We start from the raw sequence: 20,606 nt of genomic DNA on the forward strand, positions 1-20,606 counted from the left end.
TCGTCGATCCTCGACGGGCGGGCGTCCGCACTCTTGTACGTTCCTCACATGAACGGTGCCGGGCCGTGGGCGCCGGGCGAGGCCGTCACCGCCTGGCGGCCGCAGCGCGTGCCGGGCATCGCCGAGGTGCTGCACGCCCGCTTCGTCCGGCACCGGTACCCGCTGCACGCGCACTCCACGTGGACCGTCCTGATCGTCGACGACGGCGCCGTCCGCTACGACCTGGACCGGCGCCCGCACGGGACCGAGGAGGCCCCGGTGACGCTGCTGCCGCCCGGGGTCGCGCACGACGGACGTGCGGCGGGCGGCTCCGGCTTCCGTAAGCGGGTCCTCTACCTCGACCCCGCCGCGCTCGATCCCGGGGCGTCCGGGACGGGCGGGCTGGTCGGCCCCGCGGTCGACCGGCCGGGGGTGGCCGATCCCGTCCTGCGCCGCAGGCTCGACGAGCTGCACCGCGCGCTGGTCGTGCCGGGGGAGGAGCTGCAGGCCGAGAGCAGGCTCGCGCTCGTCGCGGAACGTCTCGCCCGGCATTTGGACACGGCCGCCGGGCCCGGCCGGGCACCGGCGGACGACCTGGCCGGCCGGCTGCGGGACCTGCTCGACACCCGGCTGGTCGACGGGGTGACCCTCGCCGAGGCCGGGCGGTTGCTGCACGCCCACCCCGGCCACCTGGTCCGCACCTTCTCGCGGCGCTTCGGGCTGCCGCCGCACCGCTACCTCGACGCCCGCCGCGTCGAACGGGCGCGGTCGCTGCTGCTGGACGGGACCCCGCCGGCGGCGACGGCCGCGGCGGTGGGGTTCCACGACCAGGCACACCTGCACCGCCGGTTCGTCCGGCTGGTCGGGGTCACGCCGGGCCGCTACGCCCGCAGCGGCCCGGCGGCGCGCTGAGGGTCACCAGCCCCGCGAGCGCCACTCCGGGATGCTCGGCCGCTCGGCTCCGAGCGTCGAGTCGTCCCCGTGGCCCGGGTAGAACCAGGTGTCGTCGTCGAGCCGGTCGAACACCCGCTCCTCGAGGTCGCCGATGAGCTGCGCGTTGTCCTCCGCCGACCAGGTCTTCCCCGGCCCGCCCGGGAACAGGCTGTCCCCGGTGAACAGGTGCGGCCGGTCCTCCCCGCGGTAGAGCAGCGCCAGCGAGCCCGGCGTGTGCCCGCGCAGGTGGATGACCTCCAGCTCGATCTCGCCGAAGGTGATCGTGTCGCCGTGCTCGACGAACTCGTCCATCGGGGCCGGCAGCTCCGGGGCGTCCTGCGGGTGGGCGATCAGCCGCGGCTCGAACATGCCCGCGATCGCGCCGAGTGCCTGCCAGTGGTCGGCGTGGCGGTGGGTGGTGACCAGGTGGCGCAGGTCCGGACGCTCGTCGGCGGCGCCGATGAGGTCGGCGATGCGGGTCGGCTCGGCCGCCGCGTCGATCAGCAGCGCCTCGTTGCTCCGCTTGCAGACGAGCAGGTAGGCGTTGTTGTCCATCTCGCCGACCGAGACCTTGCTGATGCTCAACCGCTCCAGGTCGCGGCGGATGGCCGCGCCGCCGGGGTCGGTGTGACCGGTGTAGTTCTCCAGGACGTCCACGAGCGGGAGGGTAGCGGCCCGCACCGACATCCCGCGGTGGGGAGAACCCGCCGGTCGCACCCACGGGGCCGCTGACGGATCGAACGGACGTGCGAGTACCGTGCAGTGCGGACCGACCGGCGCGTCCCGGTGTGCATCCACCGCGCCGGACCGCCTGCGGGGCCGGCTCGACGGGCTCGCTGTCGGTGGGGCGACCTAGCATCGGCGGCGGACGTGGGGACGAACCTCACCGGCCACAGGTGCCCGGTCGCGGAATGTCCCCAGCCCTGCGGGCGCTACGACCGGGTATCACCCGGACGGCACCGCCACCCCAGGAGGCGCGAAACGTGAGCGACCACAGCACCGACCGCCGCGACGCCGGCACCGCCCTGTCCCCGGGCGCGTCGCCGGTCCCGGACGGGCCGAAGCTGGTCGTGCGTGGCGCGCGCGAACACAACCTGCAGGGCATCGACATCGACCTGCCCCGCGACAGCATGATCGTCTTCACCGGGCTGTCCGGGTCCGGCAAGTCCAGCCTGGCGTTCGACACGATCTTCGCCGAGGGCCAGCGGCGCTACGTCGAGTCCCTCTCGGCCTACGCGCGCCAGTTCCTCGGGCAGATGGACAAGCCCGACGTCGACTTCATCGAGGGACTGTCCCCGGCGGTCTCGATCGACCAGAAGTCGACCAACCGCAACCCGCGGTCGACGGTCGGCACGATCACCGAGATCCACGACTACCTGCGGCTGCTCTACGCCCGCGCCGGCATCCCGCACTGCCCGACCTGCGGCGAGCGGATCGAGAAGCAGACCCCGCAGCAGATCGTCGACCAGGTCCTGGAGATGGAGCAGGGCAGCCGCTTCCAGGTGCTCGCGCCGGTCGTGCGCACCCGCAAGGGCGAGTTCGTCGACCTGTTCGGGAACCTGCAGGCCCAGGGCTACTCCCGCGTCCTCGTCGACGGCACGGTCCACCCGCTCTCGGACCCCCCGAAGCTGAAGAAGCAGGAGAAGCACGACATCTCCGTCGTGGTCGACCGGCTCTCGGTGAAGGCGACCGCCAAGCAGCGCCTCACCGACTCGGTGGAGACCGCGCTGCGGCTGGCCGACGGCCTGGTCGTGCTGGACTTCGTGGACCTGCCCGACGACGACCCGCAGCGCGAGCGCCGCTTCTCCGAGAAGATGGCCTGCCCGAACGGGCACACCCTCGCCGTCGACGACCTCGAGCCCCGCACGTTCTCCTTCAACTCGCCCTACGGCGCCTGCCCGGCCTGCTCCGGCATCGGCATCAAGAAGGAGGTCGACCCCGAGCTGGTCGTCCCCGACCCGGACCTGTCCCTCGGCGACGGCGCGATCGCGCCCTGGTCGTCCGGGCACAACGCGGAGTACTTCGGCCGGCTGCTGTCCGGTCTGGCCGCCGCGGTCGGGTTCCGGATGGACACCCCCTGGCGCACGCTGCCCGCCGCCGCCCGGAAGGCGGTGCTGCACGGCAGCGACGACCAGGTCCACGTGCGCTACCGCAACCGCTACGGCCGCGAGCGCTCGTACTACGCGAACTTCGAGGGCGTCATGCCGTTCCTCGAGCGCCGCCTGGAGCAGACCGAGTCCGAGTCGCAGCGGGAGCGCTACGAGGGCTACATGCGCGACATCCCCTGCCCCGCCTGCAACGGCGCCCGGCTGCGCCCCGAGGTGCTGTCGGTGACCCTGCCGCACCGCGACCTGGGGGAGCGGTCGATCGCGCAGGTGTCGAACATGTCGGTCGCCGAGTGCTCGCAGTTCCTGAACGGCATGGTCCTCGACGACCGGCAGGCCATGATCGCCGGCGCGGTGCTCAAGGAGGTGCAGGCCCGGCTGGGCTTCCTGCTCGACGTCGGGCTGGACTACCTGTCGCTGGACCGCGCCGCGGGCACGCTGTCCGGCGGCGAGGCGCAGCGCATCCGGCTGGCCACCCAGATCGGCTCCGGCCTGGTCGGGGTCCTCTACGTGCTCGACGAGCCGTCGATCGGGCTGCACCAGCGCGACAACCGGCGGCTGATCGACACGCTGACCCGGCTCAAGGAGCTGGGCAACACCCTGATCGTCGTCGAGCACGACGAGGACACCATCCGTGCCTCGGACTGGGCGGTGGACATCGGCCCCGGCGCCGGTGAGCACGGCGGCCGCGTCGTGCACTCCGGCACCATCGCCGACCTGGAGTCGCACGACACCTCACTGACCGGTGCCTACCTGTCCGGGCGCAAGTCGATCCCGCTGCCCGAGCGCCGCGAGCTCGACCACGACCGCAGGCTGACCATCGTCGGCGCCCGCGAGCACAACCTGCGCGGCATCGACGTCGACGTGCCGCTCGGCGGCCTGGTGTCGATCACCGGGGTGTCCGGGTCCGGCAAGTCGACGCTGATCAACGACATCCTCGCCACGGTGCTGGCGAACCGGCTCAACGGCGCCCGCCAGGTGCCGGGCCGGCACACCCGGATCAACGGCATCGACGAGCTCGACAAGCTCGTCCGGGTCGACCAGTCGCCGATCGGGCGGACCCCGCGGTCCAACCCGGCGACCTACACCGGCGTGTGGGACAAGGTCCGCAAGCTGTTCGCCGCGACCACGGAGGCGAAGGTCCGCGGCTACGCCGAGGGCCGCTTCTCCTTCAACGTCAAGGGCGGCCGCTGCGAGGCGTGCACCGGCGACGGCACGATCAAGATCGAGATGAACTTCCTGCCGGACGTCTACGTGCCGTGCGAGGTCTGCAAGGGGGCCCGGTACAACCGGGAGACCCTCGAGGTCCACTACAAGGGCAAGACCGTCGCCGACGTCCTCGACATGCCGATCGAGGAGGCCGCCGGGTTCTTCGAGCCGATCACCTCGATCGCCCGCTACCTGCGGACCCTGGTCGACGTCGGCCTCGGCTACGTCCGGCTCGGGCAGCCCGCGCCGACGCTGTCCGGCGGTGAGGCCCAGCGCGTCAAGCTCGCCAGTGAGCTGCAGAAGCGCAGCAACGGCCGCACTGTCTACATCCTCGACGAGCCGACCACCGGTCTGCACTTCGAGGACATCCGCAAGCTCCTCGCCGTCATCCAGGGGTTGGCGGACAAGGGCAACACCGTGATCGTGATCGAGCACAACCTCGACGTCATCAAGACCTCGGACTGGGTCATCGACATGGGCCCGGAGGGCGGCTCGGGCGGCGGGACCGTGGTGGCCCAGGGGACACCGGAGCAGATCGCGGCACACCCCGACAGCCACACCGGCCGGTTCCTGCGCGACCTGGTCACCCCGGACGACACACCGGTCACGCCGGTCCGGCGGCGGACCTCGTCGTCGAACGGCAACGGCACCGCGGGCGCGGGGCGGCCGACGACCGCACGGCGCAGCCGGGCCAAGGCCGCCAGCGCGGGCTGAGCCCGGCCCCGGTCCAGGTCCGTGCAGGTCCTGGCCCGGACCCCGCGTTCCCGGCGCACCGGCAGCCTGTTACCCTCGGGAATGCGACCACCCGGGATCGCGTTGACACGTGTGTTCCGGGCGTCAAGTGGAGCCCCGCTCCCACCCGCGCCGTGATCGTAACGGTGTCCGGGTCCATGGTCCGGCTTCGCGGCAGCATTCTGTCGCGGGCCGATCAACGGGTCTTCGCTTGTCGTCGCCGGCAGCAGGTAGTAGCGACACAGCGAGTCACACAGGAGACCCCATCAGCACAGAGCCCCGCATCAACGACCGCATCCGCGTGCCCGAGGTCCGCCTCGTGGGCCCGAACGGCGAGCAGGTCGGGATCGTGCGCATCGAGGACGCCCTCAAGCTGGCCCAGGACGCCGACCTCGACCTCGTCGAGGTCGCCGGCCAGGCCCGCCCGCCGGTCTGCAAGCTCATGGACTACGGAAAGTTCAAGTACGAGAGCGCGCAGAAGGCCCGGGAGTCCCGGCGCAACCAGCAGCTCACCGTGATCAAGGAGCAGAAGCTCCGGCCGAAGATCGACAAGCACGACTACGAGACGAAGCGCGGTCACGTCATCCGCTTCCTCGAAGGCGGCAACAAGGTCAAGGTCACGATCATGTTCCGTGGTCGCGAGCAGTCGCGTCCCGAGCTGGGCTACCGCCTGCTCCAGCGCCTGGCCGAGGACATCGGTGACATGGCCGTCGTCGAGGCCGCTCCGAAACAGGACGGCCGCAACATGACGATGGTGCTGGCACCGACCAAGAAGCCGGCGTCGCGCAAGACGACGGCGGCAGCCGGCTCCGACGCCCCGGCAGACGCCCCCGCCGAAGCCGAGGCGTGAGCCCGCTCCCGTGCCCGGCCGCAGCCGGGCACGGGAGGGACACGCAGTACCCGCACCGACCCCCGGAACCTCGGGGGCCGACATCGAACGGATACGTCATGCCGAAGAACAAGACGCACAAGGGGACCGCGAAGCGCGTCCGCATCACCGGTGGCGGCAAGCTCATGCGCCAGCAGGCCGGGCTGCGGCACCGTCTCGAGGTCAAGTCGCGCAAGGAGAAGCGCGACCTGTCGGGCACCGTCGAGCTCGCCAAGGCCGATGTGAAGCGCGTCAAGAAGCTGCTCGGTCACTGACCTTCCGCCCCTTTCACGAACCCCGGCACGCCGTACCCCCATCGCGGTAGTGCCGGAGAAGCCCCAGGAGATACCCCATGGCACGCGTGAAGCGCTCCGTGAACGCCCAGAAGAAGCGCCGCACCACGCTGGAGTCGGCCGCCGGCTACCGCGGGCAGCGCTCGCGGCTGTACCGCAAGGCCAAGGAGCAGATGCTCCACTCGATGAACTACGCCTACCGGGACCGTCGTGCGCGCAAGGGCGACTTCCGGCAGCTGTGGATCACTCGCATCAACGCCGCGGCCCGCGCCAACGACATGACCTACAACCGGTTCATCCAGGGCCTCAAGGCCGCCGGTGTCGAGGTCGACCGCAAGAACCTCGCCGAGATCGCCGTGAGCGACCCGGCCGCGTTCGCCGCGCTCGTCGCGGTGGCGAAGGAGAACCTGCCGGTCGGCACCGAGCAGGGCTCCGCGGCCTGAGGTGACCCGAGGCGACATCGAGTCGCGCGGCGCCGGCGAGCGCTCCGCGGACTCCACGCCCGGTACCGAACGCACTCCCCGCGTCGCAGCGGCACGCAAGCTGCTGCGGCGCGCGGGGCGCGATCGGACCGGGCGTTTCCTCGTGGAGGGCGCCCAGGCCGTCCGCGAGGCCCTCGCCGCCGTGACGGTGCACGAGCTGTTCGTCACCGCCGTCGCCGCCGAGCGCCACCCCGAGCTGGTGGAGGCCGCGGAGCGCTCCGGCGCCCGCGTGTCCCCGGTGACGGACAAGGCCGCCGCGGGTCTGTCCGAGACGGTCACCCCGCAGGGGATCGTCGCCGTCTGCGACCTGCTCGACGTCCCGGTCGCCACCGCGCTGGCCGGGGTCCCCGGATTCGTCACGGTCTGCGACGGCATCTCCGACCCCGGCAACGTCGGCACCGTGATCAGGGTCGCCGACGCGGCGGGCTGCGACGCGGTCCTCCTGGCGGGGGACACCGTCGACCCGCACAACGGCAAGGCCGTCCGGGCCTCCACCGGCAGCGTGTTCCATCTGCCGCTGGCCCGCGACCGGGACGCGCCCGCCGTCGTCGAGATGTGTCGCGCGGCCGGGCTGACCACGCTCGTCGCCGACGGGCACGGCGAGGTCGACCTGCACGACCCCGCGGTCACCCCGACCCTCGCCGGTCCCGTCGCCTGGATCCTCGGCAGCGAGGCGCACGGCCCGTCGGCCGAGGTGCACGCCTCCGCGGACCACCGGGTCCGTGTCCCGATCCACGGCCGCGCCGAGTCGCTGAACCTCGCCACCGCCGCGGCGATCTGCCTGTACGCGACGGTGGGGGCCCGCGCCGGCGTCGCCCCGCAGCTGTCCCCGGCGCGCGACTGAAACCGGCTCGCGGCCGCCCTCTACGATCGTGGGCACCATGAGTGAGAACGACACGGCGAGCCCTCTCGACCCGGATGCACTGAAGGCCGCGGTGGAGGCCGCCCGCACGGCGTTCGACGAGGCGGGCGACCTCGACGCGCTGGCCGCGGCGAAGCCCGCGCACCTCGGCGACCGCGCCCCGATCCCGATGGCCCGCCGGTCGCTGGGGCAGCTGCCCGGCCCCGAGCGCGCCGACGCCGGCAAGCGGGTCAACGCCGCCCGCGTGGAGGCCCAGGCCGCGTTCGACGCGCGCCGCGAGGTCCTGCTCGTCGAGCGCGACGCCCGGGTGCTGGCCGAGGAGGCCGTCGACGTCACGCTGCCCTGGGACCGTCGCCCGCGCGGCGCGCGCCACCCCATCACACAGCTGTCCGAGCGGATCGCCGACATCTTCGTCGGGATGGGCTGGGAGGTCGCGGAGGGTCCCGAGGTCGAGGCGTCGTGGCTGAACTTCGACGCGCTCAACTTCGGCAAGGACCACCCCGCCCGCACCATGCAGGACACCTTCTACCTGGGTGACCCCGAGCGCGGGCAGGACTCGGGCACGGTGCTGCGCACGCACACCTCGCCGGTGCAGGTCCGGTCGCTGCTGGAGCGCGAGCTGCCGGTCTACGTGGCCTGCCCCGGCCGGACCTTCCGCACCGACGAGCTCGACGCCACCCACACCCCGGTGTTCCACCAGGTCGAGGGCCTCGCCGTCGACCGCGGGCTGACCATGGCCCACCTCAAGGGGACGCTCGACGCGTTCGCCCGCGCGGTGTTCGGCCCGGAGGCCGGTACCCGGATGCGGCCGTCGTACTTCCCGTTCACCGAGCCCTCGGCCGAGGTGGACCTGTGGTTCCCGCAGAAGAAGGGCGGCCCCGGCTGGGTCGAGTGGGGCGGCTGCGGCATGGTCAACCCCCACGTCCTGCGCGCCTGCGGCGTCGACACCGACGTCTACTCCGGTTTCGCGTTCGGCATGGGCATCGAGCGGACCCTGATGTTCCGCAACGGCATCCCGGACATGCGGGACATGGTCGAGGGCGACGTGCGCTTCTCGACCGCGTTCGGTGTCTGACCCGGCCCACCCCGCTTCCACACGAGGAGTTCTGAGCAGTGCGAGTGTCCGCGTCCTGGCTCGCCCGGCACATCGACCCGGCGGCGCTGCCCGCCGGTCCCGAGGCGATCGGCGACGCCTTCGTCCGCGTCGGGCTGGAGGTCGAGGAGATCCATCCGGCCCCCGCGGTCACCGGGCCGGTCACGGTCGCCCGGGTCGAGGAGATCGAGGAGCTCACCGGGTTCAAGAAGCCGATCCGGTACTGCCGGGTGGGCTTCGAGGGGCAGCGCCACCGCTACGTGGTGTGCGGTGCCCGCAACTTCGCGGTCGGCGACCTCGTCGTCGTCACCGAGCCGGGTGCGGTGCTGCCCGGTGACTTCGCGATCGCCCAGCGCACGACCTACGGCAAGGTCTCCGACGGCATGATCGCCTCGGCGAAGGAGCTCGGCCTCGGCGCCGAGAGCGGCGGCATCCTCGTGCTGCCGCCCGGCACTGCCGAGCCCGGCGACGACGCCCTCGACGTCCTCGGCCTGTCCGAGCCCGTCGTCGAGCTCGCCGTCACCCCGGACCGGGGCTACTGCTTCGCCGTCCGCGGTCTCGCCCGCGAGCTCGCGACCTCGCTCGACGCCGACTACACCGACCCGGTCACCCGGGTCACCGTCCCGGAGACCACCGGCGACGCGTGGCCGGTGCGGCTCGCCGACACCGATGCCTGCCCGCGGTTCGTCGCGCGCCGGGTGGACGGCGTCGACCCGGCCGCGCCCAGCCCCTGGTGGATGCAGCGCGCGCTGCTCTCGGCCGGGATGCGGCCGATCTCGCTGATCGTCGACGTCACCAACTTCGTGATGCTCGACCTGGGCCAGCCGCTGCACGCCTACGACGCGACCCGCCTGACCGGCGCCATCGAGGTCCGCCGTGCGACGACGGGGGAGAAGCTGCAGACCCTCGACGGCCACACCCGTGCGCTGGACACCGACGACCTGCTCATCACCGACGACTCCGGCCCGATCGGGCTCGCCGGTGTCATGGGCGGCGCGTCCACCGAGATCCCCGCGCCGGAGGACCTCGCCGACGGCGCCCGGGTCGACGTGCTGCTGGAGGCCGCGCACTTCTCCCCACCGGTGATCGCGCGCGCCGCGCGCCGGCACAAGCTGCCCAGCGAGGCGTCCAAGCGGTTCGAGCGGGTGGTGGACCCGGCGCTGCCGCCGGTCGCGGCCGAGCGCGCTGCGCAGCTGCTCGTCGAGCTCGGCGGCGGGACCCTCGCCGACGGCCGCACCGACGCCGGCGGGGTCCCCGCCGTCGCGAGCGTGCGGATGCCGCTGTCGATGCCCGACCGCGTCGCCGGCGTCGACTACCCGCGCGGGGCCACCGTGCGCCGCCTGACCCAGGTCGGCTGCGCCGTCTCGCTGGACACCGGTGCCGGCGGCGAGGGCGTCGTCGTCGCGACCCCGCCGACCTGGCGCCCGGACATCACCATGGCCGCCGACCTGGTGGAGGAGGTGCTGCGCCTGGAGGGCTACGACGCCATCCCCTCCGTGCTGCCCACCGCCCCGGCCGGCCGTGGCCTGACCGCCGCCCAGCAGCGCCGCCGCGCGGTGTCGCGCGCCCTGGCCGAGGCCGGCCACGTCGAGGTGCTGCCGTTCCCGTTCGTCTCCGACGCCGTCTGGGACGACCTGGGTCTGCCCGCCGACGACGAGCGCCGCCGCACCGTGGCCGTCACCAACCCGCTCGACGCCGAGCGGTCCCGGCTCACGACGACCCTGCTCCCCGGGCTGCTGGACATGCTGGTGCGCAACCGTTCCCGCGGCGCCGAGGACCTCGCGCTGTACGCGATCGCGCAGGTCGTGCAGCCGGGGGAGACCACCCCCGCGATGCCCGACCCCGCCGTCACCGGCCGTCCGTCCGACGCCGAGTACGCCGCCCTGCGCGCCGCGCTGCCCGACCAGCCCGTGCACGTCGGGGTCGTCCTCGCCGGGAACCGCGAGCCGCGCGGCTGGTGGGGCCGGGGCCGTCCCGCCGCCTGGTCCGACGCCGTCGAGGCGGCCCGGCTGACCGGTGCCGCCGCCGGGGTGGAGCTGCGGCCGCGTCGCGCCGAGCGGGCGCCGTGGCACCCGGGCCGGTGCGCGGAGCTCGTCGTCGCGGGCACCGACACCGTCGTCGGGTACGCCGGGGAGCTGCACCCCAAGGTCGTCGAGGCGCTGGGGCTGCCGGCCCGCACCGCCGCCGCGGAGATCGACCTCGACGCGGTCCCGCTGCGGGAGAACCTGCCGGTGCCGCGGGTGTCGCCGTTCCCGCCGGTCGCGGTGGACGTCGCGCTGGTCGCCGACGAGACGGTCCCGGCCGCGGACCTCGCCGACGCGCTCACCTCGGGCGCGGGGGAGCTGCTGGAGTCGGTGCGGCTGTTCGACGTCTACACCGGCGACCAGGTCGGACAGGGCCGCCGCTCGCTGGCGTTCTCGCTGCGCCTGCGCGCCGCGGACCGCACGCTGACCAGCGAGGAGGCGAACGCCGCGCGTGACGCGGCGGTCGCCGAGGCCACCGCCCGGCACGGAGCCGCATTGCGCTGACCCCCGGTCCGTGGCGGGCCCGTGCCGGGCCACGGCCGGCTCAGCGCGGGGCCGCCGCGACGGCGGCCACCGCGGCGGCCCGCCACCGGTCGCGGGACGGTGTCCGCCCCGCGACCGCCACCGTCACCAGGTGCCGGGCGGTGGCCAGCTGCAGGGTCGGCCCGGCGACGGTGTCGAGCACCGTCGCGGAGGTCCCCGCCGGGAGCCCGGTCACCGCGCTGCCGTGCCGGGCGCCGGCGACGTAGCCGGCCGGCGTGCCCCGGTTCGTCGTGTACACGTTGACCGACACCGTCACGCCGTCGGCGAGCGCGAAGCAGGCCCGGGTGCGGGTCCCGTCGGTGCGGGTGACGACGGCGTTCGTCGCCGGCGCGACCGGCGGCCCGCCCAGCAGCCCGGTCAGCGCTGCCCGGTCGAGCAGGCACTCGTCGGCCACCACGTCCGAGGTCAGTGGGGCCGGAGCGGCCGGAGATGCGGGCCGGGCCGTGGCGCGCGCCGTACCCGGGGAGGGCCGGACCCGGCCGTCCGGGACACGGGACGCGCCGTCCCCGACCGGCACCGGGGGCACCGTGCGCGCCACGCCGGCCCCGCCGTCGGGAGGATCGGACGGGACCCCGGACGGGGGCGGCACGGGGACGGGCGGGACCGTCGCCGTCGGGCGGCCGTCGGTGGTCGGGGCGGCGAGCGGCCCGTTCGACAGCGGCCCCGGCACCGTGAACGACGTCGGCGGACGCCGGGTGGGCTCCGTCGGCCCCGCTCCGGACGAGAACGGCGCGGGTCCTCGACCCGTCGGCCACGGCGTCCCGGACACGGTCGACGCGCACCCGGCGAGCAGCCCCGCGAGCACCGTCGCGACGGCCGCCGTGCGCGCCACCGACCGCCTCCGTGCGGGCGCGCCCGCGTCCGGTCCCACCCCGCGTGTCACCCGTCGCCGCACCCGCGGGAAACTAGGCGTCGCACGCGGCCGCCGGGCCCGGTTCCGCACCGCCCGATCGCGATCGTGAATACCGATTGCATGGCTTTCCGAGGCCGTGCATACTCATCCACGTGGTACGCATCGCAGTGGCGGGAGCCAGTGGCTACGCCGGGGGAGAGCTCCTCCGGCTGCTGCTCGCACATCCCGAGGTGGAGATCGGCGCCCTCACGGCCGGCGGGAACGCGGGGACGCGTCTGGGCGAGCACCAGCCGCACCTGACCCCGCTCGCGGACCGCGTCCTGGGCGAGAGCACGGCCGAGAACCTCGCCGGACACGACGCGGTGTTCCTCGCACTGCCGCACGGCAGGTCCGCCGAGCTGGCGGCCCAGCTGGGGCCGGACACGCTCGTCGTGGACTGCGGGGCGGACCACCGCCTCACCGACCCGGCCGCCTGGGACCGCTGGTACGGCGGCGAGCACGCCGGGCACTGGCCCTACGGGCTGCCCGAGCTGCCCGGTGCCCGGGCCGCGCTGACCGGCACCCGTCGTGTCGCGGTGCCGGGCTGCTACCCGACCGGCACCAGCCTCGCGCTGGTCCCGGCCCTGGTCGCCGGCCTGGTGGCCCCCGAGGTCGTGATCACCGCGGTCACCGGCACCTCCGGCGCGGGCAAGTCGCTCAAGCCGCACCTGCTGGGCGCGGAGGTCATGGGGTCGCTGTCGGCGTACGGCGTCGGCGGCGTGCACCGGCACACCCCCGAGATCGCACAGAACCTGTCCACCGCGCTCGGCTCTCCCGTGTCGGTGAGCTTCACCCCGGTGCTCGCGCCGCTGCCGCGCGGCATCCTCGCCTCCTGCTCCGCCCCGCTGGCCGACCCGGCGACCGACGCCGAGGCGATCCGGGCGGTCTACGAGAAGGCCTACGCCGACGAGCCGTTCGTGCGGCTGCTGCCCGAGGGCCAGTGGCCCACCACGGCGCAGACCCTCGGCTCCAACATGGTCGCGCTGCAGGTCACCGTCGACGTCGACGCCGCCCGGCTGGTCGTCGTCTCCGCGATCGACAACCTCACCAAGGGCACCGCGGGCGGCGCCGTCCAGTGCATGAACCTGGCCCTCGGTCTGCCCGAGACCACCGGCCTGCCGACGACGGGAGTGGCGCCGTGAGCGTGACCGCAGCCCAGGGCTTCCGGGCCGCCGGGATCGCCGCCGGGATCAAGAAGTCCGGGAAGGCCGACCTGGCGCTCGTCGTCAACGACGGCCCGCGCGCCGAGGCCGCCGGGGTCTTCACCCGCAACAAGGTCAAGGCCGCCCCCGTCCTCTGGTCCCAGCAGGTGCTGACCACCGGCTCGCTGCGCGCGGTCGTCCTCAACTCCGGCGGGGCGAACGCCTGCACCGGCGCCGAGGGCTTCCAGGTCGCGCACGCCACCGCGGAGCAGGTCGCCGAGGTGGTCGGCTGCGGCGCGATCGACGTCGCCGTGTGCTCCACCGGCCTGATCGGTGAGCAGCTCCCGCGGGAGACCGTGCTCGCCGGGGTCCGGTCGGCCGCCGCGGAGCTGGCGTCCGGGCCCGAGGCCGGGTCCGCCGTCGCCGCCGCGATCATGACGACCGACACCGTCCCGAAGGAGTCCGCGGTCACCGACCCGGCGGGCTGGACCGTCGGGGGCACCACCAAGGGCGCCGGGATGATCGCCCCGTCGATGGCGACCATGCTCAGCGTGGTCACCACCGACGCCGTCCTCGACCGGGCCACGCTCGACGCCGCGCTGCGCGAGGCGGTCCGCTACAGCTTCGACCGGCTCGACGTCGACGGCTCGATGTCCACCAACGACACCGTGCTGGTGCTGGCCTCCGGTGCGTCCGGCGTCGAGGCCGACCCGGCGGTGTTCACCGCCGCGCTCACCCGCGTGTGCCGCGACCTCGCCGAGCAGATGCAGGCCGACGCCGAGGGCGTCACCAAGCGGATCACCGTGCGGGTCACCGGCGCCGCCTCCGAGGACGACGCGGTCACCGTCGCCCGCACGATCGCCCGCGACTCCCTGGTCAAGACCGCGATGTTCGGGTCCGACCCCAACTGGGGCCGGGTCGCCGCCTCCGCCGGGTACGCCGACGCCGAGATCGACCCCGAGCGCCTCGACGTCACGATCAACGGCGTGCTGCTGTGCAAGGGCGCCGTCGTCGCCGGGGACCGGGCCGACTGCGACCTGTCCGGGAAGGACGTGCTGATCGAGGTCGAGCTGGGCCTGTCCGGTGGGGCCGACGGGCACACCGCCGAGATCCGGACCACCGACCTGTCGCACGCCTACGTGGAGGAGAACAGTGCCTACTCCTCCTGAGCCGGTCGCCCCGGACGCGCTGCCGCAGCCGCAGATCGCGCCGTCCCCGGAGACCCCGGCCCGGCTGAAGCGGGCGGGGGAGAAGGCCGGTGTGCTCGCCGAGGCGCTGCCCTGGCTGCAGCGCTTCCACGGCCGGATCGTCGTCGTCAAGTACGGCGGCAACGCCATGATCGACGAGGAGCTGAAGCAGGCCTTCGCCCGGGACATGGTGTTCCTGCGGCTCGCGGGTATCCACCCGGTCGTCGTGCACGGCGGCGGGCCGCAGATCTCGGCGATGCTGAAACGGCTCGGCATGCCCGGCGAGTTCCGCGGCGGCCTGCGCGTCACCACCCCGGAGACGATGGAGATCGTCCGGATGGTGCTGTTCGGCCAGGTCGGGCGCGAGCTCGTCGGGCTGATCAACGCCCACGGGCCGCTCGCCGTCGGCCTGTCCGGGGAGGACGCGGGTTTGTTCACGGCCGAGAAGCGCACCGCGCTGGTCGGGGGCGAGCCCGTCGACATCGGTCTGGTCGGTGACGTCACGAGGGTCAACCCGGACGCGGTGCTGGACATCATCGCGGCGGGTCGCATCCCGGTCGTCGCCGGGATCGCGCCGGACGCCGACGGCCAGGTCCACAACATCAACGCCGACAGCGCCGCCGCGGCGCTCGCCGGCGCGCTGGACGCCGCGAAGCTCGTGGTGCTCACCGACGTCGAGGGGCTCTACGCGAACTACCCCGACCCGGAGTCGATCATCACCTCGCTGACCGCGGACCAGCTCGAGCCGATGCTGCCCCGCCTGGAGAGCGGCATGGCCCCGAAGATGGAGGCCTGCCTGCGCGCCGTGCGGTCGGGCGTCGGACAGGCCCACGTGATCGACGGTCGGGTGCCGCACTCGGTCCTGCTCGAGGTGTTCACACACGACGGCGTCGGCACCATGGTGCTGCCGGACGCCACAGCCGGGGGAACGACATGACCACGCACGCGCAGCGGTGGCAGGCCGCTCTGATGAACAACTACGGCACCCCGCCACTGACCCTGGTCCGTGGCGAGGGCGCCCGCGTCTGGGACGCCGAGGGTCGCGCGTACCTGGACCTCTACTCCGGGATCGCGGTCAACGCGCTCGGACACGCGCACCCGGCCGTCGTCGAGGCGGTGTCCGAGCAGGTCCGTACCCTGGGCCACACCTCGAACTTCTTCATCACCGAGCCCGCGCTGCAGCTCGCCGAGCGGCTGCAGGCACTGCTCGGCCGCGACGACGCCCGCACCCTGCTCTGCAACTCCGGCACCGAGGCCAACGAGGCCGCCTTCAAGATCGTCCGCCGGACCGGCAGGCCGGAGATCATCGCCTGCGAGGGCGCGTTCCACGGCCGCACGATGGGTGCGCTCGCGCTGACCGGGCAGCCCGCCAAGCGGGCCCCGTTCGAGCCGATGCCCGCCGGGGTGACCCACATCCCGTTCGGTGACGTCGCCGCACTCGACGCCGCCGTCACCGAGCGGACCGCCGCGGTGTTCCTGGAGCCGATCCTCGGGGAGGCCGGCGTGATCGTGCCGCCCGAGGGGTATCTGGCGGAGGCCCGGCGGATCACCGCCGAGCGCGGCGCACTGCTGGTCCTCGACGAGGTCCAGACCGGGATCGGCCGCACCGGCTACTGGTTCGCGCACCAGGCGCACGGCATCGTCCCCGACGCGATCACCCTGGCCAAGGGCCTCGGCGGCGGTCTCCCGATCGGGGCCTGCGTCGGGTTCGGCGCCGCCGCAGCGCTGCTCGAGCCCGGCCAGCACGGCACCACCTTCGGTGGCAACCCGGTGTCGTGCGCCGCGGCGCTCGCCGTCCTCGACACGGTCGCCGCCGAGGGGCTGCTCGCCCACGTCGACCGGCTCGGCAAGGAGATCCGCAGCCGGATCGAGGGTCTCGGCCACCCCCTGGTCGGCGACGTCTCCGGCGCCGGTCTGCACATCGGCGTCGGCCTCACCGCGCCGGTCGCCGCCCCGGCCGCCGCGGCCGCGCGCGACGCCGGGATCCTGGTCAACAACGCCACCCCGGACCGGCTGCGGCTGGCCCCGGCGCTGACCCTGACCGGCGACGAGGCCGAGGAGTTCCTGACGGCTCTGCCCGCCGTGCTCGACGCGGCCGCCGCCCAGCACGAGGGGCAGGGGAACTGATGGTCCGCCACCTGCTCCGCGACGACGACCTGACCCCGGCCGAGCAGGCCGAGGTCCTCGACCTCGCCGACCGGCTCAAGGCCGACCCGTTCGCCGAGCGCCCGCTCGCCGGGCCGCGCGCCGTGGGGGTCGTGTTCGACAAGTCCTCCACCCGCACCCGGGTGTCGTTCGAGGCCGGGATCAGCCAGCTCGGCGGCACCGCGATCATCCTCGACGGCACCACCAGCCAGCTGGGGCGCGGCGAGACCATCTCCGACACCTCCCGGGTGCTGTCGCGCTACGTCGACGCGATCGTGTGGCGCACCAGCGGCCAGGAGCGGATCGAGGAGATGGCCTGCGCGGCGACCGTGCCGGTCGTCAACGCGCTGACCGACCTGTTCCACCCGTGCCAGATCCTGGCGGACCTGCAGACCGTGCGGGAGCGCTTCGGCCGTCTCGCCGGGCTCACCCTGACCTACCTCGGCGACGGTGCGAACAACGTCGCCCACTCGCTGCTGCTCGGCGGGGCCACGGCCGGGCTGCACGTCCGGATCGCCGCGCCCGCCGGGTTCACCCCCGACGACGGCGTGTTGCGCGACGCGAAGACCCGGGCCGAGCAGACCGGGGGATCGGTCACGCTCGTCGCGGACCCGGTCGCCGCCGTCGCCGGCGCCCAGGTCGTCGTCACCGACACCTGGACCTCGATGGGCCAGGAGGACGACGGGCTCGACCGGGTCGCGCCGTTCCGGCCCTATCAGGTGAACGCCGCCCTGCTGGAGCGCGCCGCACCGGACGCGGTCGTGCTGCACTGCCTGCCGGCCCACCGGGGGGACGAGATCACCGACGAGGTCCTCGACGGCCCCGCCAGCGCCGTCTGGGACGAGGCCGAGAACCGGTTGCACGCGCAGAAGGCGCTGCTCACCTGGCTCCTTCGGCATGGGTGAGGCGGACCGCGACCGCAGGAACCCGGTGAGCCGGGCCAGCCGGCAGGCGGCCGTCATCGACGTGGTCTGGAACTACGAGCTGAGCAGCCAGGTGGAGATCATCGGGTTGCTCCACGAGCGGCACGGCATCGAGACGACCCAGGCCACGCTCTCGCGTGACCTGGACGAACTGGGCGCGGTGAAGCTCCGCGGCGCGGACGGCGGGCAGCCGGTCTACCGCATCCCCGAGGACGGCAGCCCCGTGCGCGGGGTCGAGGGCGGCACGGGGCGGCTCGCCCGGTTGCTGGGGGAGCTGCTCGTGTCCGCCGACGCGAGTGGGAACCTGGCGGTCCTGCGGACCCCGCCGGGCGCGGCGCACTACCTCGCGAGCGCACTCGACCGGGCCGCACTGCACGACGTCGTCGGCACCATCGCCGGCGACGACACGGTCATCGTCGTCGCCCGTGAGCCCCTCACCGGGGCGGAGCTGGCGGAACGGCTGCAGGACCTGCCCCGGAGGGCCCACGCGGCCGCCGGGACGCACGACGAACGAGAAGGAGAGCCGACATGACCGACGCGGACCCCCGACAGGGCGCGGTCGCCGGTGGCGGAGCGCTGTGGGGTGGCCGGTTCGCGTCCGGTCCGGCCGACGCGCTCGCGGCGCTGTCGAAGTCCACCCACTTCGACTGGGCACTGGCCCCCTACGACATCCGCGGCTCGAAGGCGCACGCCCGGGTCCTGCACCGCGCCGGTCTGCTGACCGACGAGGAGCTGTCGGGAATGCACAAGGCGCTCGACGAGCTCGCCGCCGACGTCGCCTCCGGGGCGTTCGGCCCCGACCCGGGCGATGAGGACGTGCACACCGCACTGGAGCGCGGCCTCATCGAGCGGGCCGGTGCCGACCTGGGCGGCAAGCTGCGGGCCGGTCGCTCGCGCAACGACCAGGTCGCCACCCAGTTCCGGATGTGGCTGCGCGACGCCACGCGACGGGTCGGCTCCGGCGTGCTCGACGTCGTCGACGCCCTCGTCGCCCAGGCGCAGGCCCACCCCGGCGCGCCGATGCCCGGCCGCACCCACCTGCAGCACGCCCAGCCGGTGCTGCTCGGCCACCAGCTGGCCGCGCACGCCCAGGCCCTGCTGCGCGACGTCGACCGGCTCGCCGACTGGGACCGGCGCAGCGCCTGGTCGCCCTACGGCTCCGGCGCGCTCGCCGGGTCCTCGCTCGGGCTCGACCCGGATGCCGTCGCCGCCGAGCTCGGCTTCACCGGGTCCTCGGCCAACTCGATCGACGGGACCGCCTCGCGGGACTTCGCCGCCGAGGCCGCGTTCGTCCTCGCGATGATCGGCGTCGACCTGTCGCGGCTGTCGGAGGAGATCATCCTCTGGGCGACGGCCGAGTTCGGCTACGTCACCCTCGACGACGCGTTCTCCACCGGCAGCTCGATCATGCCGCAGAAGAAGAACCCCGACGTCGCCGAGCTGGCCCGCGGCAAGTCCGGTCGGCTCGTCGGCAACCTCGCCGGGCTCATGACCACCCTCAAGGGGCTCCCGCTGGCCTACAACCGGGACCTGCAGGAGGACAAGGAGCCGCTGTTCGACTCGGTCGCGCAGCTGGAACTCCTGCTCCCCGCGGTCGCCGGGATGGTGGCCACCCTGACCTTCCACACCGGGCGGCTCGCCGAGCTGGCCCCGGCCGGGTTCACCCTCGCCACCGACGTGGCCGAGTGGCTCGTCCGGCAGGGCGTCCCGTTCCGCGTGGCGCACGAGGCCGCGGGCGGCTGCGTCCGCGCCGCCGAGGCCCGCGGCGTCGGACTGGAGGACCTGACCGACGCCGAGCTGGCCGCCGTGCACCCGGCACTCGACCCGAGTGTCCGCGACGTACTGACCGTGGAAGGCTCCATCGCGTCGCGGAACGCGCGCGGTGGGACGGCCGGCGACCGGGTCGCCGAGCAGCTCACCGACCTGCGTACCGCGGTCGCAGCAGCGCGAGAGTTCACCGGAGGAACCGCATGACCGACCCTGCCGCAGCCTACGAGGAGCTCAAGGCCGCTGGCCTGAAGCTCGACCTGACGCGGGGCAAGCCGTCCGCGCAGCAGCTGGACCTGTCCCACGAGCTGCTCGGCCTGCCGGGCGCGGGACAGTTCCGCGCGGCCGACGGAACCGACACCCGCAACTACGGCGGCGGCCAGGGTCTGCCCGAGCTGCGGGAGATCTTCGCGCCGTCGCTGCAGGTCCCGGTCGGGCAACTGGTGGCGTCGAACAACTCCAGCCTGGAGCTGATGCACGACACGCTCGTGCACGCCCTGCTGACCGCGTTGCCCGGTGCCCCGACGCGCTGGGTCGACGCCGGCCGGGTCGCGTTCATCGCCCCGGTCCCCGGCTACGACCGCCACTACGGCGTGTGCGAGCGGCTCGGGATCGACCTCGTCACCGTCCCGATGACCGCGGACGGCCCCGACATGGATGAGGTCGAGCGGCTCGTCGCCGAGGACCCGTCGATCAAGGGCATCTGGTGCGTGCCGAAGTACTCGAACCCCGACGGGGCCGTCTACTCCGACGAGGTCGTGCGCCGGCTGGCCACCATGCCGACCGCCGCCCCGGACTTCCGCATCATGTGGGACAACGCCTACGCGGTGCACCACCTGACCACTGAGGAGGTCGAGATTGCCGACGTCCTCACCCTGGCCGCCGAGGCGGGCAACGCGGACCGCCCGTTCGTCTTCGGGTCCACCTCGAAGATCACCCTCGCCGGTGCGGGCGTCGCGTTCTTCGGTGCCTCGCAGGCGAACGTCGACTGGTGGCTGAAGCTGGCGTCGAAGAAGACGATCGGCCCGGACAAGGTCAACCACCTGCGGCACGCCCTGTTCCTCAAGGACGCCGCCGGGCTGCGGGCGCACATGGCCGCGCACCGCGAGCTGATCGCGCCGAAGTTCGCCGCGGTCGACCGGCTGCTGACCGAGGCGTTCTCCGACGTCGAGGGCGTGTCGTGGACCAAGCCCCGGGGTGGCTACTTCGTGAGCCTGACCGTCCCGGACGGCCTCGCCTCGGAGGTCGTCCGGCTGGCGAAGGAGGCGGGCGTCGTCCTGACCCCGGCCGGTGCGACGCACCCCTACGGCAAGGACCCGCAGGACGCGACCATCCGGCTCGCCCCGACCCTGCCCCCGCTCGACGAGGTCGAGAAGGCCATGGCCGGTGTCGTGACCTGCGTGCAGCTGGCGCTCGCGCGCCGCTGA

At 73.9% G+C, this 20,606-nt stretch carries 18 protein-coding genes; 16 read left to right on the forward strand and 2 right to left on the reverse strand.

The genetic code is table 11. The features are described 5' to 3' along the window. Positions 1–48 precede the first annotated feature (48 nt). A complete protein-coding gene (locus tag ATL51_RS27685) occupies positions 49–891 on the forward strand; it encodes an AraC family transcriptional regulator (RefSeq protein ID WP_100880392.1) in 843 nt (280 codons plus the stop codon). Positions 892–894: 3 nt separating this feature from the next. On the opposite strand, the gene ATL51_RS27690 is transcribed toward ATL51_RS27685, so the two are convergent. Continuing rightward, complete coding sequence (locus tag ATL51_RS27690; protein ID WP_100880988.1) at positions 895–1,569, reverse strand: MBL fold metallo-hydrolase; 675 nt, start codon at positions 1,567–1,569, stop codon at positions 895–897. A 368-nt stretch (positions 1,570–1,937) separates the two neighbouring features. Here ATL51_RS27690 and uvrA point away from each other — a divergent pair, with 368 nt between their 5' ends. The 7 genes from uvrA (at position 1,938) to pheT (ending at position 11,084) form a co-directional block, all read left to right on the forward strand. Further along, positions 1,938–4,940, forward strand: a complete 3,003-nt coding sequence (gene uvrA, locus ATL51_RS27695) for an excinuclease ABC subunit UvrA (protein ID WP_100880989.1) — start codon at positions 1,938–1,940, stop codon at positions 4,938–4,940. Positions 4,941–5,169: 229 nt separating this feature from the next. Next, positions 5,170–5,808: a translation initiation factor IF-3 gene (infC, locus tag ATL51_RS27700; RefSeq protein WP_100880393.1), complete on the forward strand. Its 639-nt coding sequence runs from the start codon at positions 5,170–5,172 to the stop codon at positions 5,806–5,808. A gap of 98 nt (positions 5,809–5,906) precedes the next feature. Next, positions 5,907–6,101, forward strand: a complete 195-nt coding sequence (gene rpmI, locus ATL51_RS27705) for a 50S ribosomal protein L35 (protein ID WP_020623393.1) — start codon at positions 5,907–5,909, stop codon at positions 6,099–6,101. A gap of 77 nt (positions 6,102–6,178) precedes the next feature. Then, the gene (rplT, locus tag ATL51_RS27710) at positions 6,179–6,562 is read left to right on the forward strand and encodes a 50S ribosomal protein L20 (protein ID WP_020623392.1); all 384 of its coding nucleotides are present in this window, start codon (positions 6,179–6,181) and stop codon (positions 6,560–6,562) included. Positions 6,563–6,578: 16 nt separating this feature from the next. Next, on the forward strand, positions 6,579–7,445 hold the full coding sequence (locus ATL51_RS27715; protein WP_100880990.1) for a TrmH family RNA methyltransferase: 867 nt from the start codon (positions 6,579–6,581) through the stop codon (positions 7,443–7,445). 37 nt (positions 7,446–7,482) lie between these two features. Continuing rightward, positions 7,483–8,538, forward strand: a complete 1,056-nt coding sequence (gene pheS, locus ATL51_RS27720; protein WP_100880991.1) for a phenylalanine--tRNA ligase subunit alpha — start codon at positions 7,483–7,485, stop codon at positions 8,536–8,538. 38 nt (positions 8,539–8,576) lie between these two features. Beyond that, on the forward strand, positions 8,577–11,084 hold the full coding sequence (pheT, locus tag ATL51_RS27725; protein WP_100880394.1) for a phenylalanine--tRNA ligase subunit beta: 2,508 nt from the start codon (positions 8,577–8,579) through the stop codon (positions 11,082–11,084). A 40-nt stretch (positions 11,085–11,124) separates the two neighbouring features. Here pheT and ATL51_RS28520 read toward each other — a convergent pair whose 3' ends face one another. Next, positions 11,125–11,955 (reverse strand): hypothetical protein, encoded by an 831-nt coding sequence (locus ATL51_RS28520; protein ID WP_157818549.1) that lies wholly within the window; start codon positions 11,953–11,955, stop codon positions 11,125–11,127. Positions 11,956–12,122: 167 nt separating this feature from the next. On the opposite strand from ATL51_RS28520, the gene argC reads away from it, so the two are divergent. From argC to ATL51_RS27775, 8 genes are read left to right on the forward strand one after another with little or no spacing between them, the layout of a single operon-like run. Continuing rightward, the gene (gene argC, locus ATL51_RS27740; protein ID WP_174565899.1) at positions 12,123–13,157 is read left to right on the forward strand and encodes an N-acetyl-gamma-glutamyl-phosphate reductase; all 1,035 of its coding nucleotides are present in this window, start codon (positions 12,123–12,125) and stop codon (positions 13,155–13,157) included. Beyond that, complete coding sequence (gene argJ, locus ATL51_RS27745) at positions 13,154–14,326, forward strand: bifunctional glutamate N-acetyltransferase/amino-acid acetyltransferase ArgJ (protein ID WP_167410064.1); 1,173 nt, start codon at positions 13,154–13,156, stop codon at positions 14,324–14,326. Before argC ends, argJ begins: the two co-directional genes overlap by 4 nt. A 34-nt stretch (positions 14,327–14,360) precedes the next feature. Then, the gene (gene argB / locus ATL51_RS27750) at positions 14,361–15,281 is read left to right on the forward strand and encodes an acetylglutamate kinase (RefSeq protein ID WP_073577117.1); all 921 of its coding nucleotides are present in this window, start codon (positions 14,361–14,363) and stop codon (positions 15,279–15,281) included. After that, the gene (locus ATL51_RS27755) at positions 15,278–16,471 is read left to right on the forward strand and encodes an acetylornithine transaminase (RefSeq protein WP_100880398.1); all 1,194 of its coding nucleotides are present in this window, start codon (positions 15,278–15,280) and stop codon (positions 16,469–16,471) included. The genes argB and ATL51_RS27755 overlap by 4 nt, the downstream gene beginning before the upstream one ends. Beyond that, the gene (gene argF / locus ATL51_RS27760) at positions 16,471–17,394 is read left to right on the forward strand and encodes an ornithine carbamoyltransferase (protein ID WP_100880399.1); all 924 of its coding nucleotides are present in this window, start codon (positions 16,471–16,473) and stop codon (positions 17,392–17,394) included. The genes ATL51_RS27755 and argF overlap by 1 nt, the downstream gene beginning before the upstream one ends. Further along, the gene (locus ATL51_RS27765; protein WP_073576951.1) at positions 17,387–17,944 is read left to right on the forward strand and encodes an arginine repressor; all 558 of its coding nucleotides are present in this window, start codon (positions 17,387–17,389) and stop codon (positions 17,942–17,944) included. Before argF ends, ATL51_RS27765 begins: the two co-directional genes overlap by 8 nt. After that, positions 17,941–19,386 carry an argininosuccinate lyase gene (argH, locus tag ATL51_RS27770; protein ID WP_073576950.1) on the forward strand — a complete coding sequence of 482 codons (1,446 nt, stop codon included), beginning with the start codon at positions 17,941–17,943 and terminating at the stop codon, positions 19,384–19,386. Before ATL51_RS27765 ends, argH begins: the two co-directional genes overlap by 4 nt. Continuing rightward, a complete protein-coding gene (locus tag ATL51_RS27775; RefSeq protein WP_073576949.1) occupies positions 19,383–20,606 on the forward strand; it encodes an aminotransferase class I/II-fold pyridoxal phosphate-dependent enzyme in 1,224 nt (407 codons plus the stop codon). The genes argH and ATL51_RS27775 overlap by 4 nt, the downstream gene beginning before the upstream one ends.

This window comes from Pseudonocardia alni, assembly GCF_002813375.1.
GTDB classification, from domain to species: domain Bacteria; phylum Actinomycetota; class Actinomycetes; order Mycobacteriales; family Pseudonocardiaceae; genus Pseudonocardia; species Pseudonocardia alni.